The organism is Pseudorhodoferax sp. LjRoot39, from assembly GCF_964253035.1.
Lineage (GTDB): Bacteria > Pseudomonadota > Gammaproteobacteria > Burkholderiales > Burkholderiaceae_C > Pseudorhodoferax.
On record NZ_CAXUQL020000002.1, the window covers coordinates 357,148 to 371,676 of the forward strand.

12 protein-coding genes are annotated in these 14,529 nt (G+C 66.3%); 3 read left to right on the forward strand and 9 right to left on the reverse strand.

Features of this window, described 5'->3' with window-relative positions; translation table 11 throughout:
• Window positions 1-10: 10 nt before the first annotated feature.
• The 7 genes from ACSQ4M_RS36900 to ACSQ4M_RS36930 are packed head-to-tail and all read right to left on the reverse strand — an operon-like array spanning window position 11 to window position 6,458.
• The gene (locus ACSQ4M_RS36900; RefSeq protein ID WP_436194465.1) at window positions 11-1,033 is read right to left on the reverse strand and encodes a phosphotransferase family protein; all 1,023 of its coding nucleotides are present in this window, start codon (window positions 1,031-1,033) and stop codon (window positions 11-13) included.
• Window positions 1,030-2,028, reverse strand: coding sequence for a branched-chain amino acid ABC transporter permease (locus tag ACSQ4M_RS36905; protein WP_436194466.1), 999 nt, complete (start codon window positions 2,026-2,028; stop codon window positions 1,030-1,032). The genes ACSQ4M_RS36900 and ACSQ4M_RS36905 overlap by 4 nt, the downstream gene beginning before the upstream one ends.
• 16 nt (window positions 2,029-2,044) lie before the next feature.
• Window positions 2,045-2,917, reverse strand: coding sequence for a branched-chain amino acid ABC transporter permease (locus tag ACSQ4M_RS36910; protein WP_436194467.1), 873 nt, complete (start codon window positions 2,915-2,917; stop codon window positions 2,045-2,047).
• Between the two features lie 2 nt (window positions 2,918-2,919).
• On the reverse strand, window positions 2,920-3,636 hold the full coding sequence (locus ACSQ4M_RS36915; protein WP_436194468.1) for an ABC transporter ATP-binding protein: 717 nt from the start codon (window positions 3,634-3,636) through the stop codon (window positions 2,920-2,922).
• Window positions 3,633-4,430, reverse strand: a complete 798-nt coding sequence (locus ACSQ4M_RS36920) for an ABC transporter ATP-binding protein (protein WP_436194469.1) — start codon at window positions 4,428-4,430, stop codon at window positions 3,633-3,635. Before ACSQ4M_RS36920 ends, ACSQ4M_RS36915 begins: the two co-directional genes overlap by 4 nt.
• Window positions 4,431-4,470: 40 nt before the next feature.
• The gene (locus ACSQ4M_RS36925; protein WP_436194470.1) at window positions 4,471-5,649 is read right to left on the reverse strand and encodes an acetyl-CoA C-acetyltransferase; all 1,179 of its coding nucleotides are present in this window, start codon (window positions 5,647-5,649) and stop codon (window positions 4,471-4,473) included.
• A gap of 26 nt (window positions 5,650-5,675) precedes the next feature.
• The gene (locus ACSQ4M_RS36930; RefSeq protein ID WP_436194603.1) at window positions 5,676-6,458 is read right to left on the reverse strand and encodes an SDR family NAD(P)-dependent oxidoreductase; all 783 of its coding nucleotides are present in this window, start codon (window positions 6,456-6,458) and stop codon (window positions 5,676-5,678) included.
• A gap of 323 nt (window positions 6,459-6,781) precedes the next feature.
• Here ACSQ4M_RS36930 and ACSQ4M_RS36935 point away from each other — a divergent pair, with 323 nt between their 5' ends.
• On the forward strand, window positions 6,782-9,280 hold the full coding sequence (locus ACSQ4M_RS36935; protein WP_436194471.1) for a LuxR C-terminal-related transcriptional regulator: 2,499 nt from the start codon (window positions 6,782-6,784) through the stop codon (window positions 9,278-9,280).
• A 129-nt stretch (window positions 9,281-9,409) separates the two neighbouring features.
• The gene (locus tag ACSQ4M_RS36940) at window positions 9,410-10,948 is read left to right on the forward strand and encodes an acyl-CoA synthetase (protein ID WP_436194472.1); all 1,539 of its coding nucleotides are present in this window, start codon (window positions 9,410-9,412) and stop codon (window positions 10,946-10,948) included.
• A 52-nt stretch (window positions 10,949-11,000) separates the two neighbouring features.
• Here the strand turns inward: ACSQ4M_RS36940 and ACSQ4M_RS36945 are convergent, their stop codons facing one another.
• Together ACSQ4M_RS36945 and ACSQ4M_RS36950 are read right to left on the reverse strand one after the other, a co-directional pair.
• The gene (locus ACSQ4M_RS36945) at window positions 11,001-11,981 is read right to left on the reverse strand and encodes an NADPH:quinone oxidoreductase family protein (RefSeq protein WP_436194473.1); all 981 of its coding nucleotides are present in this window, start codon (window positions 11,979-11,981) and stop codon (window positions 11,001-11,003) included.
• A 73-nt stretch (window positions 11,982-12,054) separates the two neighbouring features.
• The gene (locus tag ACSQ4M_RS36950; RefSeq protein WP_436194474.1) at window positions 12,055-13,203 is read right to left on the reverse strand and encodes an acyl-CoA dehydrogenase family protein; all 1,149 of its coding nucleotides are present in this window, start codon (window positions 13,201-13,203) and stop codon (window positions 12,055-12,057) included.
• 222 nt (window positions 13,204-13,425) lie between these two features.
• Here ACSQ4M_RS36950 and ACSQ4M_RS36955 point away from each other — a divergent pair, with 222 nt between their 5' ends.
• A complete protein-coding gene (locus ACSQ4M_RS36955; RefSeq protein ID WP_436194475.1) occupies window positions 13,426-14,469 on the forward strand; it encodes an ABC transporter substrate-binding protein in 1,044 nt (347 codons plus the stop codon).
• The last annotated feature ends 60 nt before the right edge of the window (window positions 14,470-14,529 follow it).

The following is a 14,529-nucleotide window of genomic DNA, read 5'->3' on the forward strand; positions in this document are numbered from 1 at the left end:
CATGGCACTCCTATGCGTCGGAAGCGATGAGTTCGGCGGCGTAGCGCGCAAACCGTGCGGACAGGCCGCCCACGGCCTCGGCGTCCTGGCCGACAGCGTTGCCTGCCCGCGCACGCGCCGTGATGCCTTCCAGGATCACGGCGAAGCGGAACAGCGAGAAGGCATGGTGAAACGGGCGCACTTCTTCGGCACGGCCGCTTGCCGCGCGGTAGGCGGCCAGGAACTCGGACTGCGTGGGCAGGCCGAGTTGCGCCAAGTCGAGCCCGCGCAGACCTTCGAACACATCGGGATCGGTGTGCCACGGCAGGCTGCTGTAGGCGGCATCGGCCAGCGGATGGCCCAGCGTGGACAGCTCCCAATCGAGTACCGCCACGATGCGCGGCTCGGTCGGGTGGAACATCACGTTGCCGAGCCTGTAGTCACCGTGCGCGATGCAGCATTCCTCGCTTGGCGGAATGTGCTCAGGCAACCACGTGATCAGGCGATCGATGTCGGCATTCTCGGCCGTCTTGGATGCGTCCCACTGCCGCGTCCAACGTGCGATCTGCCGCGCGAAGAAGTTGCCGGGCTTGCCGAAGTCGCTCAGGCCGACAGAGGCCCAGTCCACCGCATGCAGGCGAGCCAGCGTCTCTGCCAACGCGAACAGGTAGCGGCGGCGCTCGGCCGGCGCGACGCCGGCCAACGCATAGTTGCTCATGACGCGCCCCTGCAGGCGCTCCATCACGTAGAACGGCGTGCCGATCACCTCCCGCTCATCGCAGAACAGCACGACCTCGGGCACCGGCACGTCCGTGCCTTTCAGCGCACGCATGATCCTGGCCTCGCGGTCGATCGCGTGGGCCGACTTGAGCAGCTCGCCCGGCGGCTGCTTGCGCAGCACCAAGGCAGGGCCGCGGTCGAAGCTGACGAAGAAGGTGGGGTTGGACTGGCCACCGCCGATGCGCTCCAGCCGCATCTCGCCATGCAGGCCCGAAATCTGCTGCCGCAGGTAGGAACCCAGGGCTTCGGGATCGAATTCCGGTACGGCGGTCACGGCTGGACCTTTCCGCCCATGCGTGCGCGCAACCGTTCGATCCAGCCCATGACGCCGCCCGGCATGACGAACATGAACAGGATCAACACGACACCGTAGACACCCCAAGCAGCGTCCTTGGAGATCTTCTCCGCGACGCTGGGCACAAACATGATGAAGAGCGCACCGAAGAGCGCGCCCCACAGGGTGCCGACGCCACCGACCACCACGCCGACCAGCAGCGAGATGGACAGGAACATGGTGAACGAATCGGGTGAGACGAACTGCACGGCCACCGCCGACAGTGCGCCGCCGATGCCGGTGAACGCGGCGGAGACGCCGAAGGTCATCGACTTGTAGTGGCTGTTGTCCACGCCCATCGACTCCGCCGCCAAGTGGTGGTCGCGGATGGCCCGGATCGCCCGGCCGGTCCCGCTGTCGATCAGGTGGCGCGCCAGCACGAACAGCACTGCGGCCATCGCCAGCGTGTACAGATAGAACCACTGATCGGAGTCGAGCGGCAGGCCGAACGGCGCATCCGGCTTGAGCAGCACGATGCCGCCCACCCCACCGGTCCAGGCCTCCAGGTGCTTGTACTTGAGCAGCTGCGGGGTGACCACGCCAAGCGAGAACGTGGCGAGGGCCAGGTACAGCCCCTGCAGCTTCAGCGCCGGACGCCCGAACAGGTAGCCGATCACGAACGAGGTCACGCCGCCCACCGGAATGCTGATCCAGTAAGGCACGCCGAGGCGGTCCATCAGGATCGCCGAGGTGTAGGCGCCGATCGCGAAGAACGCGCCGTGGCCCAGCGAGATCTGGCCGTTGTAGCCGGTCAGCAGGTTCAAGCCGATCAGTGCGATCGCGTACGACAGCACCATCGTGGCCTGGAACAGCATGTAGCCCTTGGCGACGAAGGCCAGCGCTGCTGCCAGGACCAGGACGATGAGTGCCCAGGGAATGCCGCCGCTGCGCGGCACGCTCGTGGCTAGGGGGTAGCGGTTGGAAATGGAAGTCATGGCCAGCATGGCGTGCTCACACGCGTTGGACGATGGTGCGGCCCATCAGGCCTGCAGGACGGACCACCAGCACGCCCACAATGAGCACCAGTGCCACGGACAACTTGAGCTCGGTGCCGACCACATAGGTGCCGATCACGTTCTCGAGCACACCCACCAGGAAGCCACCGATGACGGCACCGACCGGGTTGTCGATGCCTCCGATCAAGGCACCGGCGAACGCGTAGATGAGCACGCCGGTCATCATGCTGGGATCGAGGAACACCACTGGTGCCACCATCAGGCCGGCGACCGCACCGATCGCGGCCGCCAGGCCCCAGCCCAGCATCAGCATGCGGCCGACGTGGATGCCCAGCATGCGCGAGGAGCCGGGGTTCTGCGCAGCTGCCCGCATGGTGAGGCCCAGGGTGCTGAAGCGGAAGAACGAGAACAGCAGCGCGACGATGCACAGCGCCACGAAGATGGTGCCCACCTGATGGGCGGACATCATCGAGCCGCTGTACCAGGCGCCCTTCTCGAACGGCGTCGGGAACTCCTTGATCTGCGTCCCGAAGATCCAGCCCGTGATGCTGTGGAACACCACCAGCAGGCCGATGAACACGACCACCACGCTCAGTTCAGGTGCCTTGTGCAGAGGACGGATCACCGCGAACTCCACGACTGCGCCGATCACGAACGACAGCACGATCGTCGACAGAAAGGCGGCCCAGTAGGGAAACCCGGCCTGGATCAGCGCCCACGCCAGGAAGGTCGAGAACGTCGCCATCTCTCCCTGCGCGAAGTTCACGTGGTGCGTGGCCTGGTAGATCATCACCAGCGCGAGTGCCACGATGGCGTAGATGCCACCAGTGGACAGTCCCGCCACGACCTGTTGGAAGAAGCTCTCCATCATCACTCCCCGAGGTAGGCGCGGCGCACCGCATCGTCGTTGCGCATCTCCGCGCTGGTGCCGCTCTTGACCACGCGCCCGGTCTCCAGCAGGTAGGCGTGGTCAGCCAGATCCAGTGCGATCCGCGCGTTCTGCTCCACCAGCAGGATCGAGACCTTCTGCTCGTCCCGGATGCGCCGCATGATTCCGAAAATGTCCTTGACGACCAGTGGCGCCAGTCCAAAGGAAGGCTCATCGAGCAGAAGCAAAGTGGGCCGGGCCATCAGTGCCCGCGCGATGGCCAGCATCTGCTGCTCGCCGCCCGACAGCGTGCCGGCCTGCTGTGCACGGCGCTCCTTGAGCCGGGGGAAGTAGCTGAACATCCGCTCCAGGTCCTCAGCCACGGCCTTGCGGTCACGGCGCGCGTGGCAACCCAGCATCAGGTTCTCTTCGGTGCTCAGCCCCAGGAAGGTGCCGCGCCCATCCGGCACATGCCCCACGCCCAGCGCAGCGATCTGCTCGGTTGTCTTGCCGTCGATGCGCCCGTCGCGAAAGCTCACGCTGCCGCTGGTGCGAACCATGTACTGGCAGATGGCGCGCAGCGTGGTGGTCTTGCCTGCGCCGTTCGCACCGAGAAGCGCGGTGACCTGGCCCTCGGCAACGTCCAGGTCGACGCCGCGCAGCACCTCGGTGGCGCCATAGGCTGCACGCAAGCCTTTGATCTGCAGCAGGTGCTTCATGCGGTTGCTCCCTCTTCATCGCCAAGGTATGCGCGGATCACCTCCGGGTGATTGCGCACGTGCTCGGGACTGCCGTCTGCGATCTTGCGACCGAAGTTCAGTGCCACGATGCGATCGCAGACCCCCATCACGAGCGCCATGTGGTGCTCGACGAGCAGAATCGTCAGGTTCAGCCGCTTGCGAATGTCCAGGATGAGAGCGCCGAGTCCGTGCAACTCCTCGTGGTTCAAGCCGCAGGCCGGTTCGTCCAGCAGCAGCAGCGAAGGCTCGCTCGCCAGCGCGCGCGCCAGTTCGACCCGCTTCTGCGTGCCGAAGGGCAGATCGGCCACGATGCGGTCCGTGAAGCTCTGGAGCTCCAGCAGCTCGATGGCCTGATCGGCACGCTCCCGGGCCTCACGCTCGGCCTTCACCGCTCTGGGCAGGCGCAGCGCATCGGCGACGAAACCGACGTGGTGGTGCGCGTGGGCGCCGACCAGCACGTTCTCACCCACCGTCATCGTGCGGTACAGGGCCAGGTTCTGGAAGGTGCGTCCCACGCCGAGCCCGGCGATGCGGTGCCGCGGCTCGGACGACAGCACATGGCCATTGAAATGGATCGTGCCCGCATTGCAGCGGTACAGCCGCGACAGGCAGTTGAACAGCGTGCTCTTGCCTGCACCGTTGGGTCCGATCAGCCCGCGGATCTCGCCGCGGCGTACGTCAAAGCTGACGCCGTCCAGGGCGACGATGCCGCCGAAGCGCACCGTCACGTTGTCCACTTGCAGGAGTGGAGTGTCTCCGTTGTTCTGGTTCATCGCGTTCTAGGCAGTCTTCTGGCGCGCGCGGGCCAGCGAACTACAGTCGCTCCACGATGGTCACGTTGGCCATGCCGCCGCCTTCGCACATCGTCTGCAGGCCGTACCGGCCGCCGCGCTGGTGCAGCACGTTGATGAGCGTCGTCATGAGCTTGGTACCCGAGGCCCCCAGCGGATGGCCGAGCGCGATCGCCCCGCCGTTGACGTTGAGGCGGGAAGGATCGGCGCCCAAGGCCTGGAGCCAGGCCAGCGGCACCGGCGCGAAGGCCTCGTTGACTTCGTAGGCATCGATGTCCCGGATGTCGAGGCCAGCCTTCTGCAAGGCACGCTGCGTTGCCGGAATCGGCGCGTCCAGCATCACGACCGGGTCGTGGCCCAGCACCGAGATGTGGTGGATCCGGGCCAACGGCTTCAAGCCGAAGGTCTTCAGCGCGCGCTCGTTCACGACCATGACCGCGCTCGCGCCGTCGCAGATCTGGCTTGCGCTGGCCGCCGAGACCATGCCGCCTTCCTGGATCAGCTTGACCGATGAGATGCCTTCCAGCGTCGCATCGAAGCGGATGCCTTCGTCCTGGGCATGGACCTCGTCGGACACGCTGCCGTCGTTGCGGCGCGTGGCCAGCGGCAGGATTTCCTTGGCGAAGCGCCCTTCCCGCGTCGCAGCCGCCGCGCGGCGGTGGCTCTCCAGCGCAAAGGCGTCCAGCTGCGGTTTGGTCATGCCGAACTTGCGCGCGATCATTTCAGCACCGGCGAACTGGCTGAATTGCACGTGCGGATAGCGCGCGCGCATGCCATCGTTCAGGTAGTCGCCTAAGCCGGCCTTGCGGAACACGTCGGTCGGCGAGAACATGGGTACGCGGCTCATGCTCTCTACGCCCGCGGCGATCACGCAGTCCATCGTCCCCGACATCACCGCCTGCGCGGCGAAGTGCAAGGCCTGCTGCGACGAGCCGCACTGGCGGTCCACCGCCGTGGCAGGCACCGACTCCGGCAGCTTGGACGCCAGCACCGCATTGCGCGCGATGTTCATGGCCTGCTCGCCGGCCTGGCTCACACAGCCGAGGATGACGTCGTCGACGGCCTTCGGATCGATGCCGGTGTCGGCCACCACAGCGTTGAGCACGCTGGCGGCGAGGTCACCGGGTTGCCAGCCCGACAGGCGCCCATTACGGCGGCCACCGGCCGTGCGTCGCGCCGCGACGATGAATGCTTCAGCCATTGAATACTCCAGATGCAAAGGAAGGGTCAGCGCGGTGCCATGCGGATGGCGCCGTCCAGGCGAATGCTCTCGCCGTTGAGGTAGCCGTTCACCGCCATGAACTCGACCAGTTGGGCAAACTCTTCGGGCTCTCCGAGGCGCTTGGGAAACGGCACCGAGGCGGCCAGCGCGGCCTTGACGTTGTCTGGTGCGGCTTGCAGCAGCGGCGTGTTGAAGATGCCGGGCAGGATGGTGTTGACGCGGATGCCCTCGTCCATGAGGTCGCGCGCGATCGGCAGCGTCATGCCGACGATCCCGGCCTTCGAGGCCGTGTACGCAGCCTGGCCCATCTGGCCGTCCTGCGCCGCCACGGATGCCGTGTTGACGATCACGCCCCGCTCGCCGGCTGTCGTCCGTTCCAGTTCGAGCATGCCGGCGGCCGACTTGGCAATGCAGCGGAAGGTGCCGATCAGGTTGATCTGCACGATCTTCTCGAACTGGAGCAGCGGAAAGTGCCGCACGGCACCCGTCGCCTTGTCGCGGCCGGCCGTCTTGGCGACATGCCCGGTGCCCGCGCAGTTGACGAGGATGCGCTCCTGCCCGTGGGCGGCGCGGGCGCGTGCGAAAGCCTGCTCGACGTCCTGCTCGGACGTCACGTCGACGCGGCAGAACACCCCACCGATCTCGGAGGCCAGCGACTCTCCAAGCTCGGCATTCAGGTCGAAGAGCGCAACCTTCACGCCATGGGCGGCGAGGCGGCGCGCGGACGCGGCGCCGAGGCCTGAAGCGCCTCCGGTCACGACCGCGGAAATGGTGGAATCAAGCAGCATGGTCAACACGTCAAAGGGGCTCTTGCCCGGTGTGACGAGTCTAGGGAGAGCACTCTCAACGCACCATCGTCGGATTTGACGAACGTGGACGACGGAGTGCTGTGCGATCATCCGCGGGCCCGCTTCCACAACCGTTGCACATGGCCTCCTCCACCCCTGGTTCGGGCGCAAACACGCCCCCCATTTCTCCGGCCAAGCTGGCTCCACACGTCCAACACGCAGCCGAAGTTCCACGCCTGCGTTTTGCCGAGAGCCTGGCGCGCGCAGGTGCATCCAAACTCGTTTTGGTGCGGGCCCCAGCGGGCTTTGGCAAGACGACTGCGATGGCACAGATGCGCGAGTCGCTGCAGCAGCGCGGCGTGTCGACCGCGTGGCTGACGCTGGACAGCGCAGACAACGACGTGACCCGCTTTCTGTCGGGACTGGAAGCCGCTGCAGCCCAGCTCGGCCTGGAGCGTTCGCGCGAGCAACCACGCGACGTGCTGGCCTTGCTTGCCGCCGAGCAGGCGCCGTTCGCCTTGTTCCTGGACGACTTCGAAGTGCTGCGCGAAGGTGTCGTGATGGGCGTGGTGCGCGACCTCATCGAGCACCTGCCCCGCAACGGGCAACTGGTCATCGGTTCGCGCAGCCTGCCCGAGCTCGGCCTGGGCCGCCTGCGCGCGCGTGGCCAGTTGCTGGAACTCAGCACCGAGCTGTTGCGCTTCACGCCAGAGGAAACGGCCGAGTTCTTCAAGCTGCGCGGAGCCGAGCTGTCACTGGACGCGCTCGACCGCGCGCACGGCAAGACAGAAGGCTGGGTGGCCGCACTGTGGCTGCTCGCTCTGGCCTTGCAACGACATGGCACACCGAGCGAGGTCGTCGCACGCCTCTCTGCGTCCGATCGCGACGTTGCAGACTACCTGACCGAGGAGGTGCTCGGACAACAGGATCTGGACGTGCGCGACTTCTTGATGCGCACCAGCGTGCTGCGGCATCTGAGCCCGCCCATCTGCCAGGCGCTGCTGCCCCACACGGACTGCGAGGCGATGCTGCGCCGCCTGGAGCGCGGCAACGTGTTCCTGATCCCGGTGGAGGCCGCACCCGATCTCTACCGGTACCACAGCCTGTTCGCCGACTTCCTGCGCAAATGGCTTGCACGCGAGCGGCCCGACGAGGTCGCCCGGCTGCACCTCGCCGCGTCCGGCTGGTATGAGGAGCAAGGGCGCCACGTCCCGGCCATCGACCATGCACTGGAGGGTGGCGATCACCCGCATGCACTGCACCTGTTGGAGCTTCATGCGCACGCTCTGCTGGAGCAGGGACGCATGCGCTTGCTGGACAAGTGGTTCACTTCGATTCCGGCCGAACTCCTGGGCGCCCGCCCTCTCATGCAGGTGATCGCCCTGTGGGCGAGTTGCCTGAGTCAAGGCCCCTGGACTGCCATGCAGGCACTCGAGTCCTCCGCGTGTGCAAGCTCGCAGAACCCTTTGGTGCAGGCGCACGTGCGCGCGCTGCGGCCCGTGCTGCTTGCGATGATGGACCACTACGAGGAGGCCCACGAGGCAGGCAGGCAAAGCCTCGCCCAGCTTCCTTCGGGCAACGCCTTCATCGACAGCGTGTCCCTGAACGCGATGGCGCACATCGTCTCGGTCTCCGGCGAGCGGCAAGAGGCATTGCGTTTCCTCGAGGACGCCCGCAATTCCCAAGGCGGCAGCGCGTTCAACCGGATGTACACCGAGACCGTCGAAGGCATGCTGGACATCCGCGAGGGTCGACTGCAGCAGGCGGCTGCCCGCTTCCGGATGGCGATCGCCTCTTCGTCGACAGCGGCCACCTACAACTACGCGCACGGAAACGCATGGGCCGGTGTGCCCTATGCCGCCGTGCTCTACGAGACCAACGACCTCGCCGCTGCAGAGCGCTTGCTGAACGTCTACCTGCCGCTGGCGCGCGATGTCGGCCTGCCGGACCACATGATCTCCAGCCACCGGATGCGTTCGCGGATCGCTTTCGAGCGTGGCGATGTCGATGCGGCCATCCAGACGCTGATCGAGCTCGACTACCTGGGCCGGCAGCGCAAGCTCCCGCGCGTGACCGCCAGTGCCAAGCTCGAGCGCGCGCGACTGCTCGCACTGCAAGGCCATGCCGCCGCCGCGCGTGAGGAACTGCAGCGCGCGAACGACCCCACTGCTTGGGGCACCAGCCCGCTGCAGCCGCGCCCGGCCCACGATGTGGACGACCTCTTCATCGCCAGGGTGCGCGTGGAGCTGCACGTCGGCAACGCAGCCGATTTGGTCGCTCCGCTGGAGGAGCAGATTGGCTTGGCTCAAAAGGCCGAGCACCGCCACAGAGCGCTGAAACTCCGCCTGCTCCTGGCGTTGACGCTGTTCCAGAGTGGCGCCACGGGGGCCGCCCTGGATCTGGCTGTTCCCGTGCTCCAGGAGGCCAGCCGAGAAGGCTACGTGCGTTTGCTGCTCGACGAGGGCAACATCGCCAGCCTGATGCTGCGTCGTCTGCAAGGCTCGACCACGATCGAGGCAACCCAGGATCCGATCTTCCGCGACTACCTGCAACGCCTGATCGATCTTCTGGGGCCGGGCCCCACAGAGGACGTGCCGCCGGCCGGCGCAAGCAGCGACGCGACGGCGGAGTTGCTCACGCGCAAGGAGATCCGCGTGCTCCAGCTCATCGCCGAGGGCTACTCGAACACCGCCATGGCAGAGAAGCTGTTCGTGTCGGACAGCACGGTCCGCACCCATCTGCGCAACATCAACACCAAGCTCAATTGCCACAGCCGGACGCAAGCCATGGCGATCGCCCGGCGGCTCGGCATCATCCATTGAGCTGGTCGGTGTGCGGGGCATGCATCGGGTCCCGCGCACCGAGGGATGACCCTCCGCAAAAACGTCGGATATGACGATGCATGCCGCGCCGGACCCGGGAAGAATTTCCTCTTTTTCAAGAGCCGCAGCATGTACCCCGGAACGCACGCCCAGCACCAGCCCGACAAGCCCGCTCTGATCATGGCGGCGACGGGCCAAACGATCACCTATGCCGACCTGGAGCGCCGCTCGCTGCGCCTGGCCAACTGGCTGCGCGCCGTGGGCTTGCAGCACGGCGACACCGTGGCGCTGGTCTCCGACAACGATCCCCGGATCTTCGACGTGTACTGGGCGGCCCAGCGCTGCGGCCTCTACCTGACCAGCATCAACTACCGCTTGAAGGGCGAGGAGCTGGGCTACATCATCGAGAACTCCGGTGCCAAGGCGATCTTCGTCGGCGGCGCCGCGGCAGCGCAAGCGCAGGCCTGGGAGGCCCTGCCCGGCCTGGTGCACCGCGTCGCGTTCGATGGTGGTCTGCCGGGCTATGCGGCGCTTGAGGAAATCATCGAAAGCGCCTCACCGCTCAAGCCCGCGCGCGAGCCGCGTGGTGGCGACATGCTGTACTCCTCCGGCACGACCGGCCGCCCGAAAGGGGTGCGCCCGCCCCTGCCCGAGCGCGACATCGCCGATCCCGGCGATGCCATGGTCGCGATGTTCGGTGGCTCGTTTGGCTTCTCGTCCGAGACCGTGTACCTGTCACCGGCGCCGCTCTACCACGCGGCACCTCTGCGAACCTGCGCCTCGGTCCAGGCGCTCGGCGGCACCGCGGTCATCATGGACAAGTTCGAGGCCGAAGACGCACTGGCTTTGATCGAGAAGTACCGCGTGACGGCCAGCCAATGGGTGCCGACCATGTTCGTGCGCATGCTCAAGCTCGACCCGGCCGTGCGCGCGCGCTACGACATCGGCTCCATGGAAGTCGCGATCCATGCGGCCGCCCCCTGCCCCCCGGAAGTCAAGCGCCAGATGATGGACTGGTGGGGGCCGATCCTGCACGAGTACTACGCCAGCACCGAGGTGAACGGCATCACGGTGATCGGCCCGCAGGACTGGTTGCGCAAGCCCGGCTCGGTCGGACGGCCCATCCTCGGCACCCTGCGCATCTGCGATGACGGCGGCGCCGAGCTGCCCAGCGGCCAGGACGGGCTGATCTACTTCGAGCGCGATGTGCTGCCCTTCCAGTACCACCTGGACGCCGAGAAGACGCGCTCCGCGCAGCACCCCGACCACCCGACATGGACCGCCGTGGGCGACATCGGCCATGTGGACGCGGATGGATTTCTGTACCTGACCGACCGCAAGTCGTTCATGATCATTTCGGGCGGCGTCAACATCTATCCGCAGGAAACCGAGAACGCGTTGACGCTGCACCCGGCGGTATCGGACGTCGCCGTGATCGGCGTGCCCGACGAGGAGATGGGGGAGCAGGTCAAGGCCGTCATCGTCACGGCCCCCGGCTACGCCGCCGGTCCGGTGCTGGAGGCAGAGCTGATCGCCTTCGTGAAGTCGCAAGTGGCCTCCTTCAAAGCGCCGCGCAGCGTGGACTTCGTGGATGCTCTGCCGCGCACACCCACCGGCAAGATGGTCAAGGGCGAGCTGCGCGCGCGCTACTGGCCCAAGCGCGCCTGATCGACGGCTTGCGCCGATCCGATGCCCGCCTTGCGCGGGCATTTGTTTGGAATCAGCGTTGTGGCCAGGACAGCACAACCCGGCCCACCGTTTCGGGATTGCTGGCGTGCTCGATGGCCTTGGCCCAGTCCTGGATGGCGTAGGTGCTGGCCAGGCGCGGCCGCAGGGCGCCGGACGCATACATCGCCACCGTCTCGGCCAGGTTCGAACGCGAGGCCTCGGGCTCGAACTCACGGAACTGGCGAATGTCCACGCCGACCAGCGACGAGCCTTTGAGCAGGGTGAGGTTGGAGCGGATGGCGGGAATGTCCCCGCCGGCAAAGCCGATCACCAGATGACGCCCACCCCAGCGCAATGTGCGGAACGCGGTCTCGGTGTAGACGTCGCCCAGCGTGTCGACAATGACGTCCACGCCCGCCGGCGCTGCCGCCTTCACGGCCGCACGCCAGTCTTGCTGGCTGAGGTCGATTGCCACATCCGCGCCCTCCTCGATCGCAATCTGCCGCTTCGCTTCGCTGGCCGCACCGGCCAGCACTCTGGCACCCAGGGCCTTGGCCACCTGCACGCTGGCCAGCCCAACGCCACCGGCGGCGCCAAGCACCAGCACGGTCTCGCCGGCGCGCACGGCGCCGCGATCCTTCACGGCGTAGAGCGCGGTCGAATAGGTCACGGCCAGGGGCGAAGCGCCGATCGGGTCGACGCCGTCGGGCAAGGCCTGCACCGAGGCGGCAGGTGCGCAGGCCAGTTCGGCCCACGCACCGCCGACGGTCATGCCCGTCACCATCTGCCCGACACGCAGTTGGTCCACACCCTTGCCCAACGCGGTGACGACACCGCTGAACTCGGTGCCGGGTGTCGTGGGCACGGGCGGCTTGATCTGGTAGCCACCGCGCGCGAACAGCAGGTCCACGAACGAAATGGCGTTCGCAACGATGCGAACCTGCACCTGCCCCTCTCCTGGTTCCGGCACCGGGGCATCTTCCAACGCCCATTGGTGCAGACCATCGAATCCATGAACACGCAATGCCAACATCATCTACTCCTGGTTATCTCGGTCAGTCTTCTTCGATCAAGGCGGCGCAGCACACCGGCCGTCCGCGCAGCCATCACAACGCACGCGAAATCACTTCCTTCATGATCTCGCTGGTGCCGCCGTAGATGCGCTGTACACGCGCATCCGCGTACAGGCGGGCGATCAGGTACTCGTTCATATAGCCGTAGCCGCCGAACAGCTGCAGGCAGGCATCGACAACGCGGCCCTGGGTCTCCGAACCCCACAGCTTGGCCATGGACGCCGTGGTTGTGTCCAGGCGGCCTGCCACGAGGTCTTCGACGCACCGGTCGATGAAGGCCCGGCCGACCTGGATCTCGGTGGCGATCTCGGCCAGCTTGAAGCGGGTGTTCTGGAAGCGTTCGATCGGCTCACCGAAGGCATGCCGCTCACGCACGTACTCGCGCGTGGCTTCGTAGGCACCCTCCATGGCGGCCACCGCCATGACCCCGATGACCAGGCGTTCGTACGGCAGATCGGACATCAGCTGCCGCAGACCCTGGCCGGGGACGCCACCGAGCAGATCCTCCTCGCCGACGTTCACGTCGTCGAAGAATAGCTCGGCGGTGTCCTGGGCCTTGAGCCCGACCTTGTCCAGCAGCCGGCCCACCCGGTAGCCGCTCCGCCCTGCGGTCTCCACGAGGAAGATCGACTTCAAGGGCTTGCCGCCTTCGTCCGGCGTCGTCGCGACGACCAGCACCAGGCCCGCAAGAAAACCATTGGAGATGAAAGTCTTGGCACCGTTCAGACGCCAGCCGCCCTCACTTCGAACGGCTTTCGTGCCAATCCCGCGCAGGTCCGAGCCGGCGCCCGGCTCGGTCATGGCGATGGCACCGACCAGCTCGCCACGCACAAGCCGCGGCAGGAACCGGCTCTTCTGGTCTTCCGTGCCGTGGTTGAGCAGATAGTGCGCGACGATGTTGTGCACGGAGTTGTTCATCCCCGTGAGGCTGCGACGGGACATCTCCTCGTAGAACACCGCCTCGTGGCGGAAGTCGCCGCCCGCGCCATCGTAGGCATCCGGGATGTCCGAGCACAGCAAGCCGAGCTGGCCGGCCTGGCGCCAGAGCTCGTGGCCCACGTGGCCGCGCTTGCGGGCCTCTTCGTCGGCGGGCGCTACATGCTGGTCGATGAAGCGGACAACGGTGTCGCGGTATTGTTCAAGGTCGGGATCGCTCCAAGAGCGTCGGAACTGGATAGGCATGGCCGAAGCTTGGGCCCTGCCCGTTCCGGGGTCCATCGGCAGAAGTGACGAATGTCCATGCGGCACGCCAAATCGTCATTTCTGCCGATTGGTGCGCTGGCCCCGATGCAGGACAGTGACGCCGTGAGGAGCCTGCGCCCAGGATGACCGAAGCGCAGTCCAGCGATCCTCATTCACCAGACCTTGAACGGACTTGCCGGTCGTCCCGGCCTAGGAGACAACATGATGGTTCCATCGACACGCCGAGCGGCCGCCCTGCGGCTGATGAGCATTGCGCTCGCCGCATCCCTTGGATGCTCCGCCTATGCACAGAAGCGCTACGACACTGGCGCCTCGGACACGCAGATCAAGATCGGCAACATCCTGCCCTACTCGGGCCCGGTCTCGGCCTACAGCACCATCGGCAAGGCCGCCGGCGCCTACATCGCCAAGGTCAACGCAGAGGGCGGCGTCAACGGCCGCAAGATCGACTTCATCTCGGTGGACGACGCCTACACGCCTTCCAAGACCGTCGAGCAGACGCGCAAGCTCGTTGAGCAGGACGAAGTCTTCGCGATCTTCCTGCCGATCGGCACGGCACACAACCAGGCGATCCAGAAGTACCTGAACGCGAAAAAGGTACCGCAGCTGTTCGTGGGCTCGGGCGCGACCCGCTTCGGCAACATCAAGCAGAACCCCTGGACCATGGGCTGGCAGCCCACCAACCATGCAGAGGCCGTGGCCTACGCGCAGCACATCCTGAAGACCAAGCCGGACGCCAAGATCGCGATCCTGATGCAGAACGACGACTTCGGGAAGGACTATCTCGAAGGCGTGATGGACGGCCTGGGCGCCAAGGCCAAGTCCATGATCGTGTCGCAGCAGACCTACGAGACGACCGACCCGACGGCGGACAGCCAGATCGTGACCATGAAGGCCTCCGGCGCCGACACGCTGCTGCTGCTGACCACGCCCAAGTTCTCGGCCATGGCGATCCGCAAGACGGCCGACATCGGCTGGAAGCCGACGCGCTATGTCGTGAGCTCGGCCAGCTCCGTCGGCTCGGTGCTCAAGCCGGCCGGCTTCGAGGCGTCCACCGGTGTGATCAGCGCGACCTACCTGCGCGACCCGACCGATCCGGGTACGCAGGCGACGAAGGAGTATCAGGACTACGTCGCCTTCATGAAGCAGTATTACCCGGGCGGCGACGCGAACTGTTGTGGATCTCGGATCCTGAGAATGGCGCTCAAGGATGATGAGAATGGAAAAGCTCCTCTAGGCCGTTGAGTTCGCTGGAGATTTACTGCAAACAGAGGTCCAACGAGCCCGTTGCCACCACCCAACAGA